This window comes from Futiania mangrovi (genome assembly GCF_024158125.1).
In the GTDB taxonomy this organism is placed as follows: Bacteria; Pseudomonadota; Alphaproteobacteria; order Futianiales; family Futianiaceae; genus Futiania; species Futiania mangrovi.
Genome location: NZ_JAMZFT010000002.1, coordinates 288015 through 310352, shown reverse-complemented (window position 1 = coordinate 310352; position 22338 = coordinate 288015). Strand labels below are relative to the sequence as shown.

17 protein-coding genes are annotated in these 22338 nt (G+C 70.1%); 2 read left to right on the top strand and 15 right to left on the bottom strand.

What is annotated here, in order from left to right; genetic code table 11:
• Positions 1–7: 7 nt before the first annotated feature.
• The 12 genes from miaB to mutS all read right to left on the bottom strand — a co-directional run bounded on the left by miaB (position 8) and on the right by mutS (position 14543).
• Positions 8–1363: a tRNA (N6-isopentenyl adenosine(37)-C2)-methylthiotransferase MiaB gene (miaB, locus tag NJQ99_RS08385; RefSeq protein WP_269332378.1), complete on the bottom strand. Its 1356-nt coding sequence runs from the start codon at positions 1361–1363 to the stop codon at positions 8–10.
• 35 nt (positions 1364–1398) lie between these two features.
• Positions 1399–2250 (bottom strand): lysophospholipid acyltransferase family protein, encoded by an 852-nt coding sequence (locus NJQ99_RS08380; protein ID WP_269332377.1) that lies wholly within the window; start codon positions 2248–2250, stop codon positions 1399–1401.
• A gap of 188 nt (positions 2251–2438) precedes the next feature.
• The gene (locus NJQ99_RS08375) at positions 2439–2852 is read right to left on the bottom strand and encodes a MucR family transcriptional regulator (protein ID WP_269332376.1); all 414 of its coding nucleotides are present in this window, start codon (positions 2850–2852) and stop codon (positions 2439–2441) included.
• Between the two features lie 105 nt (positions 2853–2957).
• Positions 2958–3455 carry a ribosomal protein S18-alanine N-acetyltransferase gene (rimI, locus tag NJQ99_RS08370; protein WP_269332375.1) on the bottom strand — a complete coding sequence of 166 codons (498 nt, stop codon included), beginning with the start codon at positions 3453–3455 and terminating at the stop codon, positions 2958–2960.
• Complete coding sequence (tsaB, locus tag NJQ99_RS08365) at positions 3436–4125, bottom strand: tRNA (adenosine(37)-N6)-threonylcarbamoyltransferase complex dimerization subunit type 1 TsaB (protein WP_269332374.1); 690 nt, start codon at positions 4123–4125, stop codon at positions 3436–3438. The genes rimI and tsaB overlap by 20 nt, the downstream gene beginning before the upstream one ends.
• 8 nt (positions 4126–4133) lie before the next feature.
• On the bottom strand, positions 4134–4724 hold the full coding sequence (locus NJQ99_RS08360) for a malonic semialdehyde reductase (RefSeq protein ID WP_269332373.1): 591 nt from the start codon (positions 4722–4724) through the stop codon (positions 4134–4136).
• Between the two features lie 39 nt (positions 4725–4763).
• Entirely contained in the window at positions 4764–5321 is a 558-nt protein-coding gene (locus tag NJQ99_RS08355) for a NifU family protein (RefSeq protein WP_269332372.1), read from the bottom strand.
• Positions 5322–5461: 140 nt separating this feature from the next.
• The gene (locus tag NJQ99_RS08350) at positions 5462–5953 is read right to left on the bottom strand and encodes a universal stress protein (RefSeq protein ID WP_269332371.1); all 492 of its coding nucleotides are present in this window, start codon (positions 5951–5953) and stop codon (positions 5462–5464) included.
• Positions 5954–6025: 72 nt separating this feature from the next.
• Entirely contained in the window at positions 6026–7048 is a 1023-nt protein-coding gene (gene trpS, locus NJQ99_RS08345) for a tryptophan--tRNA ligase (RefSeq protein WP_269332370.1), read from the bottom strand.
• Between the two features lie 103 nt (positions 7049–7151).
• Positions 7152–8804 (bottom strand): murein biosynthesis integral membrane protein MurJ, encoded by a 1653-nt coding sequence (gene murJ, locus NJQ99_RS08340; protein ID WP_269332369.1) that lies wholly within the window; start codon positions 8802–8804, stop codon positions 7152–7154.
• A 109-nt stretch (positions 8805–8913) separates the two neighbouring features.
• Positions 8914–11691, bottom strand: coding sequence for a [protein-PII] uridylyltransferase (locus NJQ99_RS08335; protein WP_407933360.1), 2778 nt, complete (start codon positions 11689–11691; stop codon positions 8914–8916).
• A 146-nt stretch (positions 11692–11837) separates the two neighbouring features.
• Complete coding sequence (gene mutS, locus NJQ99_RS08330) at positions 11838–14543, bottom strand: DNA mismatch repair protein MutS (protein WP_269332368.1); 2706 nt, start codon at positions 14541–14543, stop codon at positions 11838–11840.
• A gap of 172 nt (positions 14544–14715) precedes the next feature.
• Here mutS and NJQ99_RS08325 point away from each other — a divergent pair, with 172 nt between their 5' ends.
• Positions 14716–15315 carry a DUF4760 domain-containing protein gene (locus NJQ99_RS08325; protein ID WP_269332367.1) on the top strand — a complete coding sequence of 200 codons (600 nt, stop codon included), beginning with the start codon at positions 14716–14718 and terminating at the stop codon, positions 15313–15315.
• 242 nt (positions 15316–15557) lie between these two features.
• Positions 15558–17822, top strand: coding sequence for an NADP-dependent malic enzyme (locus NJQ99_RS08320; protein WP_269332366.1), 2265 nt, complete (start codon positions 15558–15560; stop codon positions 17820–17822).
• A gap of 59 nt (positions 17823–17881) precedes the next feature.
• Here the strand turns inward: NJQ99_RS08320 and NJQ99_RS08315 are convergent, their stop codons facing one another.
• The 3 genes from NJQ99_RS08315 to NJQ99_RS08305 all read right to left on the bottom strand — a co-directional run bounded on the left by NJQ99_RS08315 (position 17882) and on the right by NJQ99_RS08305 (position 22268).
• Complete coding sequence (locus NJQ99_RS08315) at positions 17882–18688, bottom strand: GNAT family N-acetyltransferase (RefSeq protein WP_407933366.1); 807 nt, start codon at positions 18686–18688, stop codon at positions 17882–17884.
• A 145-nt stretch (positions 18689–18833) separates the two neighbouring features.
• A complete protein-coding gene (locus tag NJQ99_RS08310; protein ID WP_269332364.1) occupies positions 18834–20642 on the bottom strand; it encodes a response regulator in 1809 nt (602 codons plus the stop codon).
• A gap of 96 nt (positions 20643–20738) precedes the next feature.
• The gene (locus tag NJQ99_RS08305; protein WP_269332363.1) at positions 20739–22268 is read right to left on the bottom strand and encodes a YifB family Mg chelatase-like AAA ATPase; all 1530 of its coding nucleotides are present in this window, start codon (positions 22266–22268) and stop codon (positions 20739–20741) included.
• Positions 22269–22338 lie beyond the last annotated feature (70 nt).

The following is a 22338-nucleotide window of genomic DNA, read 5'->3' as shown; positions in this document are numbered from 1 at the left end:
GGGGGCCTCAGGCGGCAAGGCCGGAGGGGCGCGCCGCGCGCCGTCCGGCAAGGCTGCGGGCGGTGACGCCGGTGATCTCGACGTCGACGATCTGGCCGGCCAGCTCTGCCGGCGCGTCCAGGTGCACGGGCTGGAGATAGGGGCTGCGGCCCGTCATCTGCCCGGCATGTCGCCCCGGCTTCTCGATCAGCACGGGCAGGGTGCGGCCGACCTGGGCGGCGTTGAAGGCGTCCTGCTGTTCCGCGAGCAGGGCCTGGAGGCGCTGCAACCGCTCCCCCTTCACGGCCTCCGGCACCTGGCCGGGCAGGGCCGCGGCGGGCGTTCCGGGGCGCGCGCTGTAGGCGAAGGAGAAGGCGCTGGCGTAGTTCACCTCGCGCACCAGCGCCATCGTCGCCTCGAAGTCGGCGTCCGTCTCTCCGGGGAAGCCCACGATGAAGTCGCCCGACAGCGCGATGTCGGGCCGCGCGGCGCGGATCTTTTCCACGAGGCGCAGGTAGTGCTCCGCGGTATGGCCGCGGTTCATGGCCTTCAGGATACGGTCCGAGCCCGATTGCACCGGCAAATGGAGATAGGGCATCAGCGCCGCCACATCCCCGTGCGCCGCGATCAGCGCGTCGTCCATGTCGCGCGGGTGCGAGGTCGTGTAGCGGATGCGCGCGAGGCCGGGGATCTCCGCCAGCCGGCGGGCGAGGTCGCCCAGCGGCACCGGGCGGCCGTCGGCATCGGCGCCGTGATAGGCGTTGACGTTCTGGCCGAGCAGCGTGATCTCCCGCGCGCCCTTGGCCACCAGCGCTTCCGCCTCCGCCACGATCTGCGCGACGGGGCGCGAATACTCCGCCCCGCGGGTATAGGGCACGACGCAGAAGGTGCAGAACTTGTCGCAGCCCTCCTGCACGGCGAGGAATGCTGTCACGCCGTCAACCGACACCTCGCGCGGCAGGGCGTCGAACTTCTCCTGTGCCGGAAACTCCGTCGCCAGCACCTCGCCGCGCGCCCGCGCGACGCGGGCCAGCAGTTCGGGCAGCTGATGATAGCTCTGCGGTCCGAAGACCATGTCGACCACGGGGGCGCGGCGGGTGATCTCCTCCCCCTCGGCCTGCGCGACGCAGCCCGCGACGGCCACGACCATGTCCTGGCCGGCGTCCTGGCGTGTCTGCTTCATCTGGCGGATGCGGCCAAGCTCCGAATAGACCTTTTCGGCCGCCTTCTCCCGGATGTGGCAGGTGTTGAGGATGACGAGGTCCGCGTCGTCCGGTCGGTCCGTCGCCGCATATCCGAGTGGCGCCAGGAGATCCGCCATGCGGGCGGAGTCGTAGACGTTCATCTGGCAGCCATAGGTCTTGATGAACAGGGACTTGGCCATGCGCAACGTCTGTTGTCCGGCAGGTTCGGGAGCGGTCATGTTTCGTTCGCGACCGTAGCAGCGCGCGGGCGGGAGTCAAGAAGCCCGTCGTCCGCGGCTTTCGGCAGTGTTTCCGCGCGACCGGAGAGCAGCGCCCGCAGGCCCCGGCGCACGTCCGTCTCGCACCGCCGGGCAAGTCGCTTGCGGTCGCCCGTTTCCGCTGGGTCGACCGGCGGATGCACGTGGATTTCCACGTCCATCGGCCCGGCCTTCAGCCAGTCCCAGAGGTGGGGCGCAAGGTCCATGTCGCCGTACCAGGCGACGATCGGCCTGTAGGTCCGGCCCATTGGCAGGCCGTGCAGGCGGGTGTATGCGACCGAGACCGGCTGGACGCAGGGCGCAGGCGTGCCCGACAGTTCCACCGCGCCGAACAGCGCCGTGCGGAAGGGCAGGACGCGGTTGCCGTCGTTCGAGGTGCCCTCGGCGAAGAGCACCAGCCGGTCGCCGGCGTCGAGCCGCGCGCGGATCTCGTCGCGCTGACGGCCCGTGTGGTTGCGCCGGGTGCGGTCGACAAAGACGGTGCGCTGCAGCCGGGCGAGCGTGCCGAAGAAGGGCCATGTCCCCACCTCGCCCTTGGCGATGAACGACAGCTCCGTCAGCGCCGAGAGGGTGACGATGTCGACCCAGCTCTGGTGGTTCGCGACGATCAGCACGGGCCCGGGCGCGACCGGCGCGCCCGTCACGCGCATCCGCAGTCCGAAAAGGCGCAACAGCGACCGGTGGTAGAGGTGCGGGATGCGCACCTTGGCGCGGCCCGGCAGGCGCAGCGCAGCCCATTGGACCGGCATCAGCGCCAGGGTCCAGGCGGCGAACAGGCTCAACAGCGTGATTGCCCGCAGACGTCCCAAGCGCGTGCTCCCCCTCCCGAACGGCCGGTCCGGCCGTCATCCGGGCGCGGCCCCCGCGTCGGGAAGCGCTGCGCCATCCAGATCCGGAAGAGAGAGGTGCCGCCCTGCGCGGGCGCGGTCAAGGGGGTAGCGGGCAGGTGGGGAGGGGGCCGCACCCGGTCCGGCCCGCCTCCAACCCAAGGCCGCGCCTACTTGCGGCCGAGGCCGATCTTCTTGGCCAGTTCCTGCCGCTTCTTGGCGTAGTTCGGCGCGACCATGGGGTAGTCCTTGGCCAGGCCCCACTTTTCCCGGTATTGCTCCGGCGACAGGTTGTAGGCGCTCTTGAGGTGACGCTTCAGCATCTTCAGCTTGCGCCCGTCTTCGAGGCAGATGATGTAGTCCGGCGTGATCGACTTCTTGATCGGGACCGCAGGCTCCAGCGGGGCGGCGGGCTCCTCGGCCGCCGCGGAACCGTTGGCCGACAGGCGGGCAAGCGCCTGGTGCACTTCCTGGATCATGATGGGCAGATCGCCCGTCGCGACAGAATTGTTCGCCACGTGAGAGGCGACGATTTCGACGGTCAGTTCCAGGATGGAGCTGTTCTGGGCAACGGTTGCGTCCATGAGGGAGCCTCGATTACGAAGAGGGAGCCGATTCGTTTTTGTTTTTATAGCGTCTGAACTCTCCTTCCAAGGGCAAACTTTCGAAAAAGAAAAACCGTGAGTTGTTCAAGCTTCTGCCGCCAGGGGCAGCGAGGCGGACAGGATATGCGCGTCGGCCGGATCGGGGCGGCCCTTGACATAGTAGTTCTTGCGCCGGCCCGTTAACGCCAGGCCAGCCGAAGAGTAGAGTGCCAGCGCCGAACCATTGTCTGCCGCGACCTCGAGAAAAAGCCGCCGCGCGCCGCGCGCATAGGCCGCGGTACAGGCCGCGCGAAGCAGAGTGGCCCCGCCGCCACGCCCGCGCCGGTCCGGTTGCACGCAGATGGTGAGCAGTTCCGCCTCGTCGAGGACGGTACGGACGAGCGCGAACCCGGCCAGAGTCTCCGCCTCCTGCAGAGCGACCGCCGCGCACCCCTCCCCGGCGGCAAGTCCTGCGATGGCGGTCGCGGTCCAGGGATCTTCGGGAAAGCTGAGGGCGTGAAGCCGTGCAAGCGCCGCAGCGGTCTCCGGCTCCGTCGCGTCGACCTCGACGGGGATGAGCCGCTCAGGCCGGGAGGGTGGCATCGGGCGCGCGCAGGTAGAGCGGGTCGGGCGCCCGGTGCGCCCCGGGGCGCAGGGCGGCGCAAAGGCCGACATGGCCTGCGTCATAGGAGACGTCGGCACGCCATGTGAAGCGGGCCGGATCTCCGCCCGTGGCCGCGAGCGCCGCGGCGATGAGCGGTGCGCCAGTGCCCGCAACGAATCCGCCCGGCTGGTGCACCGCGAGTGCGCGCGCCGCATCTTCGGGCGGTACGGCCCGGGGGTCTGAGAAGGGCGCCCCGCCGCCGTCGAAGGCCTGGACATAGACCTCGCCGCGCCGCGCGTCGAAGGCGACGGTCCCGGGCTCTCCCGGCGCTTGCACCCAGGCGGCGGCATGGAGTGCGTCGAGCGTACCGATCCCGATCACGGCCACGCCGTGCGGCAGGGCAAGACCGCGCGCGAAGGCAACCGCCGTCCGGATTCCGGAAAACCCACCCGGTCCGACTGTCACGGCGATGGCGGCGATGCCGGAGAGCGTGAGACCCGCAGCCGTCAGCGCTTCCGCGGCAAGGTCCGGCAGCCGTTCCGCCGCCGCGCGCGTGGCTTGCGCGCTGGCGAGCGCGCGGACCGCGCCCCCTGTCACGACCGCGGCGGAAACGTCGCCCTGCGCGCTGTCGAGTGCAAGGATGGGTCCCTGCGGTACCGCGTGCCCCATCGCCAGGATCACAGGATCTGGCAGGCGTCGGCGAAGCCGAGCCGCGGGTTGCGCGGATGCAGCTTCTCCGGCACGCCGTGGCCGATGTTGACGAGGAAGTTCGACCGGATCGCGGTTCCCGCAAAGAAAGCCTCGTCCACGCCCGCCTTGTCGAAGCCCGACATAGGTCCGCAATCGAGACCCAGCGCGCGCGCCGCGACGATCAGGTAGGCCCCCTGCAACGTCCCGTTCCGGAAGGCCGTCTCGGCGATGACGCCGTCGTTGCCGGTGAACCAGCTGCGTGCATCCTGGTGCGGAAACAGCTCCGGCAAACGGTCGTAGAAGGCCATGTCGTGCGCGACGATGGCCGTGACCGGCGCCGCCATCGTCTTCGCGCGGTTTCCGGACGACAGGTGCGGGCTCAGCCTCTCCTTCGCTTCCGCGCTCTTCACGAAGACGAAGCGTGCGGGCGAGCAATTGGCGCTGGTCGGCCCCTGCTTCAGAAGCTCGTAGAGCGCGTGCAGCGTCGCGTCGCTGACATCGCGCTCCTGCCAGTGGCTGTGCGTGCGCGCGGTGCGGAAGATCGCGTCCAGCGCCGCGTCGGGGATCGGTCGGGTCATGCGGGTCACGCTAGCTTCGTGCCTTTCGTCCGGCGGGGATCAGACCTGCTCGACCGCGACGACCTCGGGCACATAGTGGCGCAGCATGTTCTCGATGCCGTTCTTCAGCGTGATGGTCGAGGACGGGCAGCCCGCGCATGCGCCCTGCATGTGCAGGTAGACCACGCCGTTCTTGAAGCCGTGGAACACGATGTCGCCGCCGTCGGCCGCCACCGCCGGCCGCACGCGGCTGTCCAGAAGCTCGGTGATCTGCTCGACGATCTCGGCGTCCTCGCCCTCGTGCTGGGCGTGGCCGCTCATCGCCGCGCCGCCCGCAGCTTCCATGACCGGGCGTCCGGACGTGAAATGGTCCATGATCGCGCCGAGGATCGCGGGCTTGATGTGATGCCATTCCGCATCGCCCTTCGTCACCGTGATGAAGTCCCCGCCGAGCATCACGCCGGTCACGCCGTCGACCTCGAACAGGCGCTGGGCGAGCGGGGAGGGGGCCGCGGCATCCGCCGTCGGGAAGTTCGCGGTGCCCTGGCCCAGCACCTCGCGGCCGGGCAGGAACTTCAGCGTGGCCGGGTTCGGCGTCGTTTCGGTCTGGATGAACATGGGGTCTGCCTCGTCTTCAGGGCCGCAGGGCGCGCGCAGATATCACGCTCTGCCGCCCGGTTGAATGGGTCGTCGCCGGTAACATGGCGCGCACGGCCCCCCGCTTCAAGCGATGGCGGCCGCAAGGTCGCGCACCCCCGTCAGGCGATGGCGTCGATTTCCTCGCGGCTGAGCGTGCCCGGCACGACGGTCACCGGCACCGGCAGCGTGCCCGACATCTGGCCCGCGAGCGCGCTGACCAGCGGCCCCGGCCCCTCCTTGCTGTCGCCCGCGCCCAGCACGAGGACGGCGATCGCGGGGTCCTCGGCGATCTGGGCCAGCAGTTCCTCGCGGGTCTTGCCTTCCCGGATCACGAATTCCGGCATCATGCCCGTCAGCGCCTGAACTTCGGAAGCGAGCGTGCGCAGCAGGCTCTCCGCCTCCTCCCGCGCCTCCTCGCGCATCAGGTCCTCGACCGACATCCAGTGCTGGAAGTCGCCCGGCTCCAGGACGCGCAGCATGACGAGGCCGCCCTGCGTATGCTCCGCCCGGCGCGCGGCGAACCGCAGCGCCACGCGGCATTCCGGCGTGTCGTCGACGACGACCATGAACTTGCGGACATGACCCGCGCGCGGGGGGCGGTTCTCGGACATGGGCGCGATGGTGGCAGGGGCGGGCGCGTGCGTCCAGCCTGTCGTGAGGCCGGGTGCGCGCGCCCTTGTCCCTCAGCTCCGGCGCGAACGCACGAAGCCGATCACGTCGTAGACCTCGTCGAGGATCGGCTGGGCGATGGCGTCTGCGCGGTCCGCGCCGCGTGCCAGCACGGCGTCGATCTCTGCCGGGTCGGCGGCGAGGCGGCGTGCCTCCGCCGCGATGGGGGCCAGGTGATCGACCGCGACCTCGGCGAGCTTCGGCTTGAACTCCGCAAAGCCCTTGCCCGCGAACTCCCTCAGCACGTCGGCGCGGGAGGTGCCCGCAAGCGCGGCGTAGATGCCGACGAGGTTGGCCGCTTCCGGCCGCTCCTTCAGCTCGTCCAGCGTCTCCGGCAGGGGGGCCGGATCGGTGCGCGCCTTGCGGAACTTCTGCGCGATGGTGTCGGCGTCGTCGGTCAGGTTGATGCGGGAATAGTCGGAAGGGTCGGACTTCGACATCTTCTTCGACCCGTCGCGCAGCGACATGACGCGCGCCGCCTCGCCAAGGATCAGCGGTTCGGGCAGCGGGAAGAAGTCCGGCACGTTCCAGTCGTTGTTGAACTTGGCCGCAATGTCGCGCGACAGCTCCAGATGCTGCTTCTGGTCCTCGCCCACGGGCACGTGGGTCGCGCGGTAGGCGAGGATGTCGGCGGCCATCAGGTTCGGATAGGCATAGAGGCCGACGCTGGCGTTCTCGCGGTTCTTGCCCGCCTTCTCCTTGAACTGGGTCATGCGGTTCAGCCAGCCGAGCCGCGCCACGCAGTTGAAGATCCACGCAAGCTCGGCGTGCGCGGGCACCTGGCTCTGGTTGAAGAGGATGTTCTTCTCCGGATCGAGGCCGCACGCCATGAACGCCGCTGCGACCGAGCGGATCGCGTCCTTAAGCTCCTTCGGATCCTGCCAGACCGTGATCGCGTGCAGGTCCACGACGCAATAGAGACATTCGTGCTGGTGCTGCAGGGCGACGAACTGCCGGATCGCGCCGAGGTAGTTGCCGAGGTGCAAATTGCCCGTGGGCTGGACACCGGAAAACACGCGGGGGGTATGGCTGGTCATGCTCGGTCCCGGAGATGCGGGGTGCGCGGATGGCCGGTCGACGGCTGCCGCGCGCGCCGGTTGCGAAAGGCCCGCGCCTTATGCCTTGGCGGCTGCGCCGCGGTCAAGCGGAGGGGGAGGCGGGCGGGCGCGGGCGGCGCTTCAGGCTGGCCTTGAGCTCGCCGACGTCCGCGGCCCTGAGCAGGAGCGCCAGCCCGGCATAGAGCCCGACGCCCGCGGCGACGAGAGCCGCCAGCGCGCCCGCACGCCCCGCGCCGCCCAGCCCGCCCCAGTCGCCCGGCCACAGCGCGGCGAGCCCCACGGCCCCGGCCATCAGCACGCTCGCCAGCAGCAGGCGCGGCAGGCGACGCTTCAGGCGTTCATCCGGCGAGAACCCGCCCCGCCGCGTGAGCGTCAGCAGCAGCAGCCCTGCGTTCAGCGCGGAGGCCACCACCGTCGCCGCCGCGATGCCGACATGGCCCAGCACGGGGAAGAGCGCGAGCGAGACGGCGATGTTCACCGCCACGCTCCAGCCCGCGTAGCGCATCGGCGTGCGCGTGTCCTCGCGCGCGAAATAGGCAGGCTGGAACACCTTGATGAGGACGAAGGCCGGCAAGCCCACCGCGTAGACCGCGAGCGCGGCGGCGGTCGCGGCGGCGTCGGCGGCGTCGAAATTCCCCCGCTCGAACAGCGTGCGCACCACGGGCAGGGAAAGCGTCGCAAGCGCGAAGGCCGCTGGCAGCGTCAGCAACATGGCGAATTCGCACGCACGGTTCTGGATGCGTACCGCGCCCGTCTCGTCGCCCTGGCCGAGGCGGCGGGCGATGTCCGGCAGCAGCACGATGCCGATGGCGACCCCGATCAGCCCCAGCGGGAACTGGTAGACCCGGTCGGCGTAATAGAGGAACGCCCGCGCCCCGTCCTGGAAGGACGCGATGGCGCCCCCCACCACGATGTTGATCTGCGTGATCCCGCCCGCGATCACGCCGGGCACCATCAGCTTCAGGAACCGCCGCGCGTCGGGTGTCAGGCGTGGCGCGCGCAGGCGCAGCGCATATCCTGCCTTGCCCGCCGCGCGCACCACCAGCAGCAATTGCGCGAGCCCCGAGACAAGCACGCCCCACACAAGCGCGTCGCCGGCTGCAACCTCGCTCCACGCAGCGAAGCTGAGTGCCGCGATGGCGAAGACATTCAGCAGGATCGGCGCTGCCGCCGCCACCGCGAACCGGCCGGTGGCGTTCAGGATGCCGGAGTAGAGCGCGACCAGCGACACGAAGGCGAGATAGGGGAACAGCACGCGGGCATAGGCGACGGTCAGCGCGAACTTGCCGTCCTCCGCCGCGGGCGTGCCCACGACCGTGTCGAAGCTGGCAGGCAGGCCCGCCCCGGTCAGCCAGCCCACCACGCGCGTCGCAATCTCGGCGGAAAAGCCCGGCGCCAGCACATAGACGACCCACGGCATCGCGGCGAGCGCCAGCGCGGTCAGCCCGACGAGCCAGGCGAGCAGCAGGCTCAGCGCTTCCTCCGCGAAGCTGCGGGCGTGGTCCGCGTCGCCCGCGCCAAGCCTGCGGGAGAACATGGGCACGAAGGCCGCGTTGAACGCGCCCTCCGCGAACAGGCGGCGAAACAGGTTGGGGAACTGGAAAGCGGTGACGAAGGCATCCGCCACCGGCCCCGCGCCCAGCGCAGCTGCCACCATGATGTCGCGCACGAAGCCCAGCACGCGCGAGACGAGCGTCATGCCGCTGACGGCGGCGGCGGAGCGCAACAGGGCCATGGGGCGTCGGAACCTCGGCGAAGCGGGTGTGGCGGGTCCGCACCATAGCGCGCGGGCGCGTCCGCGGAAACCGTCGCGGCGGGGCGCCCGCTGGCACCGCTGGCTGCGCTCAGGCGGCTTTCTTCGGCTTGGGCTTCTCGGTTATCGCGCCCAGCATCTCCGTCTCGATGGCGCGGATCTTCGCCTCGCTCGTCACTTTCAGGCCGAACATGTCCTTCACGTAGAAGACGTCGACTGCCCGTTCCCCATAGGTCGCGATGTGCGCCGAGGAAACCGAAAGGTTGAGCCGGACGAGCGCCCGCGTCAGGTCGTAGAGGAGGCCGACCCGGTCTCGCGCGTTTACCTCCAGCACCGTGTGGGTGTCGGAGGCGTTGTTGTCGACCAGGACCTGTGGGGCCACCGTGAACGCCTGCTCGCGAGTGCGCCGCTTGCGCTTCTGCTGCAGCACCTCGGGCACCACGGTGCCGCCCGCCAGCACCTTGCGGATCGTCTGTTCGATCCGGTCGAGCCGCAGGTCTTCCAGCACCGCCTCGCCGCCCTGGTCCTGCACCCAGAAGGTGTCGACCGCCATGCCGTCGTGCGAGGTGAAGATCTTCGCGTCCACGATGGTGGTGGAGGCGAGCGAGAGCGCGCCCGCGATGCGCGCGAAGATGCCCGGATGGTCCGGCATGACCACGCTGATGCGGGTGACGTCGCGGAAGGTGTCGGGCTCGGCGGCGAAGCCGAACGCCTCCGGTCCCGATCCGGCTTCCCGCATCAGCCGCGCGTGGCTCTCCTGCGTGTCCGTGTCGAGGATCAGCCAGTAGGCGTCGTAGTGGCGGCCGAGATAGGCCTCGCGGTCCTGCGCCGGCCAGTCGGAGAGCCGCTCGGCCAGCGCTGCCTTTGCCTGAGCCACGCGCGCGGTGCGGCTTTCCTTCGTATGGCCGCCCTGGATGACCGCCTCCGCCTCGTAATAGAGCTGGCGCAGAAGCTCCCCCTTCCAGCCGTTCCACACGCCGGGCCCGACCGCGCGGATGTCGGCGACCGTGAGGCACAGCAGCAGGCGCAGACGCTCCGGCGATTGCACGATCTCGGCGAAGTCGCGTGCGGTCTTGGGGTCGGTCACGTCGCGCTTCTGGGCATAATCCGACATGACGAGATGGTTCTCGACCAGCCAGGCGACCGTCTCGGTCTCCGCGTCCGACATGCCGAGCCGCGGGCACAGCTTGCGCGCGATCTTCGCGCCCACGGTGGAGTGGTCCTGCGGCCGCCCCTTGGCGATGTCGTGCAGGAACAGCGAGACATAGAGAACCGCCCGCGACAGCACGCCCTGGATGATCTTGCTGGCGAGCGGGTGGTCCTCCACCAGTTCCTGCTTCTCGATGCGCGAGAGGATGCCGATGGTGCGGATCAGGTGCTCGTCCACCGTGTAGTGGTGGTACATGTTGAACTGCATCAGCGCGACGATGCGCCCGAAGTCGAGCACGAAGCGGCCGAGCACGCCCGCCTCGTTCATCCGCCTGAGCGCCGTCTCCGGATCCTTCCGCGAGGTCATGATCTCGAGGAACAGCCGGTTCGCCTCGGGGTTTTCCCGCAAGTCGGCGTTGACCAGCTTCAGCGACCGGCGCACCAGTTGCAGCGCGTTCGGATGGATGTCGAGGCCGGCCTCGTCGGCCACGTGGAAGAGGCGGATCAGGTTGACCGGGTCGGCCTCGAACGTGTCGTGCCCCGCCGCGTCGAGGCGGCCGCCGCGCACCACGAAGTTCTCGATCCGGCGTTCGGCGGGCTTGCGGAAGATCGCGGGCAGCAATCGGCCCAGGCGGGGTTCGGGCTTCGTCTGCTGCTCCTCCAGCGCGGCGCAGAAGATGCGGGTCAGGTCGCCCACGTCCTTCGCCACGGTGAAATAGTGCTTCATGAAGCGTTCCACCGCGCGCGTGCCGCCATGGTCTCGGTAGCCCAGCCGGTGCGCCATCTCCGTCTGCACGTCGAAGGTCAGCCGCTCCTCCGCGCGCCCGGTGAGCAGGTGGAGGTGGCAGCGCACCGTCCACAGGAACCGGATCGCCTTGATGAACAGGCGGTATTCCTCGCGCCGGAACACGCCATGCTCGATCAGCGCCTCCGCATCGCGGGTGTTGTAGAGATACTTGCCGATCCAGAAGAGCGTCTGCAGGTCGCGCAAGCCTCCCTTGCCGTCCTTGATGTTGGGCTCCACGACATAGCGCGCGTCGCCCATCGCCCGGTGGCGGGCGTCGCGTTCGGCCAGCTTGGCGGTCACGAACTCCGGCCCGGTCTTCGAGAACAGCTCCTTCCACAGCCGCTCCTTGAGCGTGGCGGACAGGTCCGCGTCGCCGGTGATGTGGCGGGCTTCCAGCACGGCGGTGCGGATCGTGATGTCCTCGCGTGCGAGCCGGATGCATTCGTCGGTCGAGCGCACGGCCTGCCCGACCTTCAGCTTCAGGTCCCACAGCAGGTAGAGCAGGTATTCCACCACGCTCTCGCCCCAGGAGGTCTGCTTGTAGGGGAAGAGGAACAAGAGGTCGATGTCGGACCCCGGCGCCAGCGTCCCGCGCCCGTAGCCGCCCGTCGCCAGCACGGCGATGCGTTCGGCGTCCGTCGGGTTGTGCGGCGGGAAGACGCGCGTGGTGATGACGCGGAACCCTTCCGCCACCATGGCGTCCATGGCCTCCGCAAGATCGCGCGCCACGGCAAGGCCTGCGCTGCGCTCGTTGGTCAAGCGCAGGGCGGCGTCGGCAAGCGCCTGCTCGCGTGTGGCCGCAAGCTCCGCCAGCAGGCGTGCGCGGACCGCGCTCGCGTCCGCGATGTCGGCCAGGGCGGCGTCGATCCGGGCGCCGAGCGTCTGCGGTGTCGCGGGCGGGGCGGCCATGGCGGGGTCGGTGTGGGTGTCCATCGGGCTCGGCTCGTCACTCGCAAGGGCTTGGACAGGGACGTTGGTTGCGAAACTCCGCTCCAGATACCTAGCACGGATGCGCCGTGCGTCGCGTCCCCGAAATCGGCGATATGGGGTCTCGGGGCGCGCGTGTCAGCAGTCCTCGTTCAGTCCGGCAGCAGGTCGCGCAGGCGGTAGAGCAGGTCGATCGCCTCGCGCGGGGTCAGGTCGTCGACTGCGGCCTCGCGCAGCGCGGCCTCGACGGCGGACGGTCTGGAGGCGGCCTGCGCCGGGCGCGGCGGGGCGGCGGAGAAGAGCGGCAGGTCGTCGAGAAGCGCCTCGGTCGCCCCCCCGCTGCCGGCGCTTGCAGTATGGCCGGCGGTAGGGCCGCCCTGTTCGAGGCGCGCCAGCACTTCTCGCGCGCGGGCAAGCACGCTTTCCGGCAGGCCCGCGAGGCGTGCGACCGCAAGGCCATAGGACCGGTCGGCAGCTCCCTCCGCCACCTCGTGCAGGAAGACGACCTGGCCCTCCCACTCCTTCACGCGGACGGTGAGCGTGCCGAGCGAGGCGAGCCGCCTGGCGAGCGAGACAAGCTCGTGGTAGTGCGTGGCGAAGAGCGCCCGGCAGCGGTTGACCTCGTGCAGGTGCTCGATGGACGCCCAGGCGAGCGACAGCCCGTCCCATGTCGCCGTGCCCCGGCCCAGCTCGTCGAGGATCACGAAGGACCGCGGGCCCGCCTGGTTCAGGATCGCCGCCGCCTCGACCATCTCCACCATGAAGGTGGAGCGCCCGCGGGCAAGGTCGTCGGCCGCGCCCACCCGGCTGAACAGCCGGTCGACGACGCCGATCCGGGCGCGGGCCGCGGGCACGTGCATGCCCGCCTGCGCCATCAGCGCGACGATGGCGTTCTGCCGCAGATAGGTCGACTTGCCCGCCATGTTCGGGCCGGTCAGCAGCCACAGGCGGGGCGCCTCGCCGTCCCGTTCGCCGCCCGCCATGTGGCAGTCGTTGGCGACGAAGGGGCCTGCGCCCTGCGCCTCGAGCGCGGCCTCGACGACCGGGTGGCGTCCGCCCTTCACCTCGAAGGCGAGGCTCGTGTCGACCGTGGGGCGCACGTGGCCGCGTTCCGCCGAGAGGGCAGCAGCCGCCGCCGCCACATCGATGCGGGCGAGCGCGTCGGCAGCCTCCGCGATGGTACGGGCGTGGCCTCCGACCTCCGCCACCAGCGCATCGAACAGTTCGCGTTCCAGCGCCAGCGCCTGGTCGCCCGCGCGCACGATCTTCTGCTCGAGTTCGGCAAGCTCGACTGTGGAAAACCGCACCGCGTTCGCCATGGTCTGCCGGTGGCGGAACGTCTCGGCATGGCCGCCCTGCATCAGCTTGTCGCCGTGCGCCGCCGTGACCTCGATATGATAGCCCAGCACATTGTTGTGCTTGACCTTCAGGCCCGCGATGCCGGTTTCGGCGCGGTAGCGGCCTTCCAGCGCCGCGATTACCCGGCGGCTCTCGCTCGCCAGCGTGCGCAACTCGTCGAGGCCCGCGTGGACGCCCCGCGCGATGAAACCGCCGTCGCGCGCCGTGGGCGGCAGATCGACGGCCAGCATCTCCCGCAGCCTGTCGACGAGCGCCCCGTGCCCGTCGAGCGCGCGGACCGCATGGCCAAGTTCGTCGGGCAGGCCGCGGCCCCCCTCCCGCAGGCGCAGGGCCAACGCGCCGCCCGCCGCCAGCGCATCGCGCACCGCCGCGAGGTCGCGCGGGCCGCCCCGGCCGAGCGAAAGCCGCGTCATGGCGCGCTCCACGTCCGGCGCGCCCTTCAGGATCGCGCGCACGTCGGCGCGCAGCGTGGGCTCGTCCAGGAAGGGGGCGATGGCGTCGTGGCGCGCGGCGATCGCTACCGGATCGGTCAACGGCGCGGCGAGCCTGCTTGCGAAGAGCCGCGCGCCCGCGCCCGTCACGGTGCGGTCGAGCGTGGCGACGAGGCTGCCGGCCTTCGCGCCCGTGAGTGTCCGGTCGATCTCGAGGTTCCGGCGCGTGGCGGCGTCGATGGCCATGGTCGCGCCGCCCGTCTCCCGCACCGGCGGGCGCAGCACCGGCATCCGGCCGCGTTGGGTCAGCAGCACATAGTCGAGCAGTGCGCCCAGCGCGCCCGTCTCGGCCTGCGTGAACGCGCCGAAGCCGTCGAGCGCGGCCACGCCATATTGCTCCCGCGCCGTGCGCGCGCCGGTCTCCGCCTCGAAGCGCTGCGGCGGCAGCAATGTCAGCGCCGCCTCGCACGCGGTCACGGCCTCGGCCACGGCGTCCTCGTCGGCTATCCGCTCCGACGCCAGAAGCTCCCGCGGCGCGATCCGGGCGAGCGCGGTAGCAAGTCCCGCCGCTGCGACGGGTGCGGTGCGCACCTCGCCCGTGGACAGGTCGAGCCAGGCGAGCGCCGCTTCGTCCGCGCCGCGCCGCCAGTTGAAGGCCGCGAGGTAATTGTGCGCGCGCGCGTCGAGCAGCGTGTCCTCGGTCAGCGTTCCGGGGGTTACCACGCGGACGATCTCGCGCCGCACGACCGCCTTGGAGCCGCGCTTCCTCGCCTCCGCCGGGTCCTCGGTCTGCTCGGCGATGGCGACGCGGAAGCCCTGCCGGATCAGCCGTTCGAGATAGGATTCCGCGGCATGGACCGGAACGCCGCACATGGGGATGTCCTCGCCGAGGTGCTTGCCGCGTTTCGTCAGCGCGATGTCCAGCGCAGCGGCCGCCTTCTCCGCGTCCTCGAAGAACAACTCGTAGAAGTCGCCCATGCGGTAGAACAGCAGGCAATCCGGCGCCTGGGCCCGGATTTCCAGGTACTGCGCCATCATGGGCGTCGCCTCGGGCGGGCTGGCGGACATCGGGCTCGCGGACACTCCGGCTGGACGGGGCGGAAAGCAGGCTCTTTCGCTTGCCAGAACCGCCGCCTGCGTTCAAGCGCCATCGCGTGCGCCCGGGCCGCCGCAACACGGGGTCGACAGGTCAGCATTACTGATCTATGCAAGACATGGCAGAACTTCCGGGGTTCAAGTCATGCAGCAAGCAGAACCTCTCCTGAGCTATCCCAATATTGTCGCGATCGGCGCGGGCTGGGCGCAGCTGGCCGTAGCGGCGCTGGCCGTTCTCGCCGCCTTCATCGCGTGGCGCGAGCTGCGCGAGATCCGCCATGCGCGCGAGCAGTCCCTCAACATCGCCCGCGCGGACTTCCTGCTGGAACTCGATGGCCGGTGGGAGGCGCCGGACATGCGCGAGGCGCGCGAGCTGTTCGCGCAGATCAACGAGGAGATCCGTGGCGAGGTGGCCGCGCAGGCGCTACACGGTAACGACAGCGCCCGCCAGGCGCGCATGTGCACGGCCTGGCTGGAGCGGTTGCGCAAGCTCCGCACCAGCGACGCGAAGAGCTACAACACACTGATGCGGCTGTGCAATTTCTTCGAGACGGTGGGCGTGATGGTCGCGCGCGGCTATGTCAGCGAGCGCGATCTGGACGCCCTGCTGCGCGGGCCCATCCTGCATGTGGGCGCGACGTTCCGGGGGCACATTCAGGAGCGCGAAAAGGAAACGGGCGTGGTCGCAGGTCTCTACGAACACGCCCTCAAGCTCAGCGACAGGATTTCCCGGCTGAACGCCTAGACCATCGGGATATAGAACATCGCGTGCTCCCTCGCCGATGGCCGGCACGCGCGGCGCGTGCCCATGTTCATCGGCATCTTCTGCAGAGAAGATATAGCCTTATGCTTGGAAATATCAAGCTGAAGGCGAAAGGCCGGCGTCTCGGGCGCCCCCGTCGCATCACGCATGGCGCAGGCGCGCGCCATGCGCTATCACCGCAAGGATACACTCAAGTTCCGTCCAGAGTCAGAGGATCCGATCAGATGGCCGAACAGCGGCAACGCTTCACCGACGAAGAGGCGCTGCGTTTCCACGCGCGGGGCAAGCCCGGCAAGCTGGAGATCAACCCCACCAAGCCGATGGCGACCCAGCGCGACCTGTCGCTGGCCTACAGCCCCGGCGTGGCCGTGCCGGTCCGCGCCATCGCGGAAAACCCCGATGCGGCCTTCGACTACACCGCGCGCGGCAACATGGTGGCGGTCATCTCGAACGGTACGGCGATCCTCGGCCTCGGCAACCTGGGGGCGCTCGCCTCCAAGCCGGTGATGGAGGGCAAGGCGGTCCTCTTCAAGCGGTTCGCCGACGTCGATTCCATCGACCTCGAAGTCGACACGGAGGACGCCGACGAGTTCATCAATTGCGTGCGCTATCTCGGCCCGTCGTTCGGCGGCATCAACCTCGAGGACATCAAGGCGCCGGAGTGCTTCATCATCGAGGAGCGCCTGCGCGAACTGATGAACATTCCGGTCTTCCACGACGACCAGCACGGCACGGCGATCATCTGCGCCGCCGGCCTCATCAACGCCCTGCGGCTGACGGGCCGCGCGATCTCGGAAACGCGCATGGTCATGAACGGCGCGGGCGCCGCGGGCATCGCGTGTCTCGAGCTCATCAAGGCAATGGGCGCCGACCCCGCGAAGATCCTGCTCTGCGACACCAAGGGCGTCGTGTACCGCGGCCGGACCGAGGGCATGAACCAGTGGAAGTCCGCCCATGCCGTCGAGACGGCGGCGCGCACGCTGGAGGAGGCGCTGGAGGGCGCCGACGTGTTCCTCGGCCTGTCGGCCAAGGGGGCCGTCACCCAGGAGATGGTCGCCAGCATGGCCGAGCGGCCGATCCTCTTCGCCATGGCGAACCCGGACCCCGAGATCACGCCGGAGGACGTGTTCGAGGTGCGCCCCGACGCGATCGTTGCCACCGGGCGGTCCGACTATCCCAACCAGGTCAACAACGTCCTGGGCTTTCCCTACATCTTCCGCGGCGCGCTGGACGTCCGCGCCACCACGATCAACGAGGCGATGAAGATCGCTGCGGCACGCGCGCTGGCCGAGCTTGCGCGCGAGGACGTGCCGGACGAGGTGGCGCTCGCCTACTCCGGCCCGCGGCCGAAGTTCGGGCCGGGCTACATCATCCCGGTCCCGTTCGATCCCCGCCTTATCCAGAAGGTGCCGCTCGCGGTTGCGCGGGCGGCGATGGACACCGGCGTGGCGCGCAAGCCCATCGTCGACATGGAAGCCTACGAGGCGTCGCTCGCCGCGCGCCTCGATCCCACCGCGGCCTCGCTGCAGGGCATCATCGCCAAGGTCCAGCGCAATCCGAAGCGCATCGTCTTCGCCGAGGGCGAGGAGGAAACGGTGATCCGTGCCGCGGTGTCGTTCCGCAACGCAGGGCTGGGCACGCCCGTGCTTGTCGGGCGCGAGGAAACGGTGCGCGCGGTCATGGAGCAGATCGGCGTCGACCGGCCGGAGGAATTCGAGATCCACAACGCCCGGCTGTCGGCCGACAATGCCCGCTACACCGACTTCCTCTACGAGCGGCTGCGCCGGCGCGGCCATCTCTACCGGGACTGTCAGCGTCTGGTGAACCAGGACCGCAACGTGTTCGGCGCGCTGATGGTCGCCTGCGGCGATGCGGACGGCATGGTGACCGGCGTCACCCGGAACACGTCGGTGGCGCTGGAGGACGTGCGCAAGGTGATGGACCCGATGCGCGGGCGCCGGCTGATGGGTGTGACGCTCGCCATCGCGCGCGGGCGCACGGTACTTGTCGCGGACACGCTGGTGAACGAGATGCCGGACTCGCGCACCCTCTCGACCATCGCGATCCAGGCCGCCGAGGTTGCCCGCCGCCTGGGGTTCGAGCCGCGCGTGGCCTTCCTCAGCTACTCGACCTTCGGCCATCCCTCCGGCGAGCGTGCGGAGAAGATGCGCGAGGCCGTGCAATGGCTGGAGGACCAGGGCGTCGATTTCGAGTTCGACGGCGAGATGTCTGCCGAGGTGGCGCTCGACGCCGACCTGATGCGCAAGCTCTACCCGTTCTCGCGCCTGACCGATTCGGCGAACGTGCTGATCATGCCGGCGATCCATTCCGCGGCGATCTCGACCAAGCTCCTCCAGAAGCTTGGCGGGGCCACGCTGATCGGACCTCTGCTGATCGGCCTCGAGCGGCCGGTCCAGGTGGCCCGGATGGGTGCCACCGTGTCCGATCTCGTGAACCTTGCGGCGCTGACGGCCTACGACATGTCCTGAGGAGCCGTGGGCGGTAGGGCCGCTGCGGCCCTACCGCCTGATGCTGCCCGTTTCGAGGTTCAGCCGCGGCTGCGCGCAGCTACGCCTTCCCGGTCGAAATGGCTGTAGTATCGTTCGGGGATGCGGTCGACCGGCAGGATGATGAACACGTCGGTCGTGCCGAACTGGTAGTCGACGACGGCGCCGTCGCCGATATGGGCGCCGAGCCGCAGATACCCCTTGATCAGGGGCGGGAGGGCATTGAGCGCCGTCTTCAGGTCGACCTCTTCTTTCGGCATCCGGTCCATCGGTACGTAGCGCGCATCCAGTGCGCGCACGCGCCAGTCGGCAGGCGCCAGGAACTCGTGATGCAGGAACGACAGCGGCAAGGCCAGATTGTCCGGATCGGTTCCGGCGAGCGAGGCGCAGCCGAACATCACGTCGACGCCATGCTCGAACATGTAGCCGGTGATGCCGCGCCAGAGCAGCTGGATCGTCGCGTTCGTTCGGTAGGGCCGCGCGACGCAGGAGCGGCCAAGCTCCATCAGCGAAAGGCCCTCGGCCGCCTTCTTCAGCAGCGGCGCCAGGTCATACTCGTCGGCGGAGTAGAACCCGCCATGCTGCTTTGCCACGGCATGCCGCAGCAGCCGGTAGGTGCCCACGACGCGGGCGTCCCGCGTCTCGGCCGCCTCGTCGATCACGAGCAGGTGGTCGCAGAATTCGTCGTAGCGGTCGAAATCGCGCCGCGCCGTCGCCATCTCGGCCGAGGGCGTGGCGGCCATTTCCTCGTAGAAGACGGTGTAGCGCAGGCGCTGCGCCGCATGCACCTCCTCCTCGCTTACGGCAAGGCGAACCACGAGGGGGCCGGATGTCGCAAGGACACGCACCGGGGCCTGCCGTCTCTCAAGCTTGGTCTGCGCCGCAGCCGTTACCCGGCGCAGCAGTTGGCTCGCGTTGCGCACTCATTCCTCGCAGGCTGACCCTCTCGGCTCATATTCCGCGACGACTATGACACTTTTGTAGGGCGATTGGCTAGGCGGCGTCCCTTGCCGCGCGTGCGAGCGCGGCCTTGAAGGTTTCGCGGTCCATCGGCTTCGACAGATGGTCGGTCATGCCTGCGGCAAGGCATCTTGCCCGGTCCGACTGGTCGCCGTTCGCAGTGAGCGCGATGATCGGCACACGGCCTCGCGGGCCCGGGAGCCGCCGGATCTGGCGGGTCGCCTCGAACCCGTCGAGGCGCGGCATCTGCAGGTCCATCAGGATCAGGTCGAAATCGTCCGCGCCGGCACGCGCCACCGCTTCCAGACCGTTCTCGACGTGGGCCACGACATGGCCCTCGCGCTCCAGAAGCGTGCGCGAGAGCAGCGCGTTGATCTGGTTGTCCTCGGCAAGCAGGATGTTCAGGGGGCGCGGCGTTTCCGGCTCGGTGCCCGTGCCCGGCGCAGCCGCCGGGCCAGCCGCCTCGGCGCCGAGCCTGCGGGCGAGCGCCTGCTGACGGACGGGCTTCACGAGATAGCCGTCGAAGCCTGCGCGTGCGATCCAGGACAGGTCGTCACGCTCCTCCGGCGAGAGCAGCGCATGGATGACGAGCTCTGCATCGCGCCGTGCTGCACCACGCGCGCGCTCGACCATGTGGCCGGCGTCTGCACGGCTGCGCCCGGCAACGTCCAGCAGCAGCACGTCGTAGCCTCCGTGATGGGCATAGGCCTCGGCGATGGCGCGGTCCATCTCGGCTGTCGCCACGCCGTCTGCGCGCCCGGCGTCGAGCGCGGCCAGCTGACCGCGCAGACCGGCGCGCAGCACCGCCGAATCGCTGGCGACCAGAACGTGCGTCCGGGCCAGCGGGCTGCGGCCGCGGCGTTCGGCCGGCGTGCCGCCCAGGATCGCGGTCGCACGGAACCGGCTGCCACCGGTCTTGCGCGGCTCGACCGTGATGGCGCCGCCCATGGCCTCGAGGATCCGGCGGCTGATCGACAGTCCGAGGCCCAGCCCGTCGAAGCTGCGGTCATACCCGGCGTCGGCCTGGAAGAAGTCGTCGAATATCCGGGCGCGGACATCTTCGGCGAGGCCGATGCCCGTGTCCTCGACGCGAATGGCAAGCCGCATCTGCCCGGGCAGAAGGGGCGTGGTTGCAAGTTCGGGCGGCCCGTCCTCGCGGGCGATGGCCACATGTACGACGACGCCGCCGCGCTCGGTGAACTTGATCCCGTTCTCGATCAGGTTGAGCAGCACCTGCCGCAGCCGTGCACAGTCGCCGATGGCCGTGCGGGGCACGTCCGGCTCGATCACGGAGACAAGCTCGAGACCGCGGGAGTAGGCGCGCGGCTCGAGCATCTCGACCGCGCTTTCGACGGTGCGAACGAGGTCGAAGCTGTCGCGGGCAAGCGTGAACCGCTGCCCGTCCGCAAGGCCGGAGAAGGCCAGGAGGTCCTCGAGCAGGGTTGACAGTGCCTCCGCCGATTCCCTGGCCGCGTCGGCGTATGTCCTCTGTTCCGGCGTGAGATCGGTGTCGAGCAGGAGGCCGGTCATACCGGTCATACCGTTGAGCGGGGTGCGCACCTCGTGCCCCAGGGTCGCGAGGAACATGCGTGCCGACCGCTCGGCCCGTGCTGCCGCGGTGCGGTTGCGCGGGTGCAGGGCCAGTCCCGCGGCCGCTGCTGCCGCCGCCGCCGCGATCCACAAGGCAGGGCCGGTCCCGATCAGTCCGGCAGCGCCCGCCAGTGCCACAGCCGAGGCGCCTGCCGCAAACGCCGGCACGCCGGCGTTTCCGGTACGCCGCAGCCAGTCCCCGGCCCGCACGGCACCAGCCGCGTGCGTTGCGGCTGCATTGTCCTCGCTCATCCTGCCGTCCCCGAATGATCCATATGGCTGCGCGCGCGTGGCGCACCTTTCCCATCGGAACACTAGGCGCAGGATGGTTTACGAACTCTCAAACGCTCAGGCGAGGGCCGTCACCCGGTAGCCCAGCGCCTCCGCCACGTGCAGGCGCGTCGGCGGGCGGTCCGGGTCGTGAGCTGGGTCGAGATCGGCGAGCGTCCGCGCGACGCGCAGCACCCGCATGTAGCCGCGGGCGGTCAGGCGGAATTGCACCGCAGCCTCCTCCAGCAGCTTCACCCCTGCCGGATCGGGTTTCGCGGCGGCGTCGAGAACCTGCCCCTCGGCTTCCGCATTGGTTCGGATGCGCACCGGTCCGGCCGCATTGCGGTAGCGCCTGCGCTGGATGTCGCGGGCCCGCGCGATTCGCGCAGCAGCCTCCGCGCTACCCTCCGCCGCCGGCGGCAGCGCCAGGTCCGCCGCGCTCACGGGCGGCACCTCGATGCGCAGGTCGAAGCGGTCCAGCAGCGGTCCCGACAACCGTGCCTGGTAGTCGCGCGCGCACTTCGGCGCCCGGCCGCAGGCGAGCGCCGGGTCGCCAAGGTGGCCGCAGCGGCAGGGGTTCATGGCCGCGACCAGCTGCACCCGCGAGGGATAGGTCACGTGCGCATTGGCGCGGGCGACCTCGGTCCGCCCGGTTTCCAGCGGCTGGCGCAGGCTGTCGAGCACGACCCGGTTGAACTCCGGCAGCTCGTCGAGGAACAGCACGCCCAGATGTGCGAGCGAGACCTCCCCCGGCAGGGCGCGCCGTCCGCCGCCGACCATCGCCGCCTGGCTCGCCGAATGGTGCGGCGCGCGGTAGGGCCGGGTGCGCGAGATACGCCCGCCCTCCAGCAGGCCCGCGACCGAGGCGATCATGCTCACCTCCAGCGCCTCGGACGGGTCGAGCGGCGGCAGCAGGCCGGGGAGGCGCGCCGCCAGCATCGACTTGCCCGACCCGGGCGGACCGAGCATCAGCAGGTTGTGCCCGCCGGCCGCGGCGACCTCCAACGCGCGCCTGGCACTTTCCTGGCCCTTGATGTCGCGCAGGTCGAGCTGCGCGCGCCCGTCCGTGACCGCGCCGGGCGCCGGTCGCGACAGCACCTGCGTGCCGCGCAGGTGGTTCAGCAGGGCAAGGAGCGAGGGCGCGGCCACGATGTCGAGGTCCCCGGCCCACGCCGCCTCCGGCCCGCAGGCGGCGGGACAGACGATGCCGCGGTCCTGCTGCAGGGCGCTGACGGCGGCAGGCAGCACGCCCGCCACCGGCGCGATGCGGCCGTCGAGGCCCAGTTCGCCCAGGACCAGGTGCGACTGTCCGGCTTCCGAGGGCGCCGCGCCCGCCGCGATCATCACGCCGAGCGCGATAGGCAGGTCGTAGTGGCTCCCCTCCTTGGGCAGGTCGGCGGGGGCGAGGTTCACCGTGATGCGCTTCGGCGGCAGCGCGAGGCCGATGGCGCCGAGTGCCGCGCGCACCCGCTCGCGCGCTTCCGACACGGCCTTGTCTGCAAGGCCCACGATGGCGAAGGCGGGCAGGCCGCTGGTGATCTGCACCTGCACCTCGACCGGCACCGCCTCGATCCCCTGGAACGCAACCGTGTGGACGTGCGCCGTCATGATGCCCCGCTGTCATCCCGCAACTCGCGTAAAGCGCGAGCACGAGTGTATTCATGCACGCTTCGGGTGC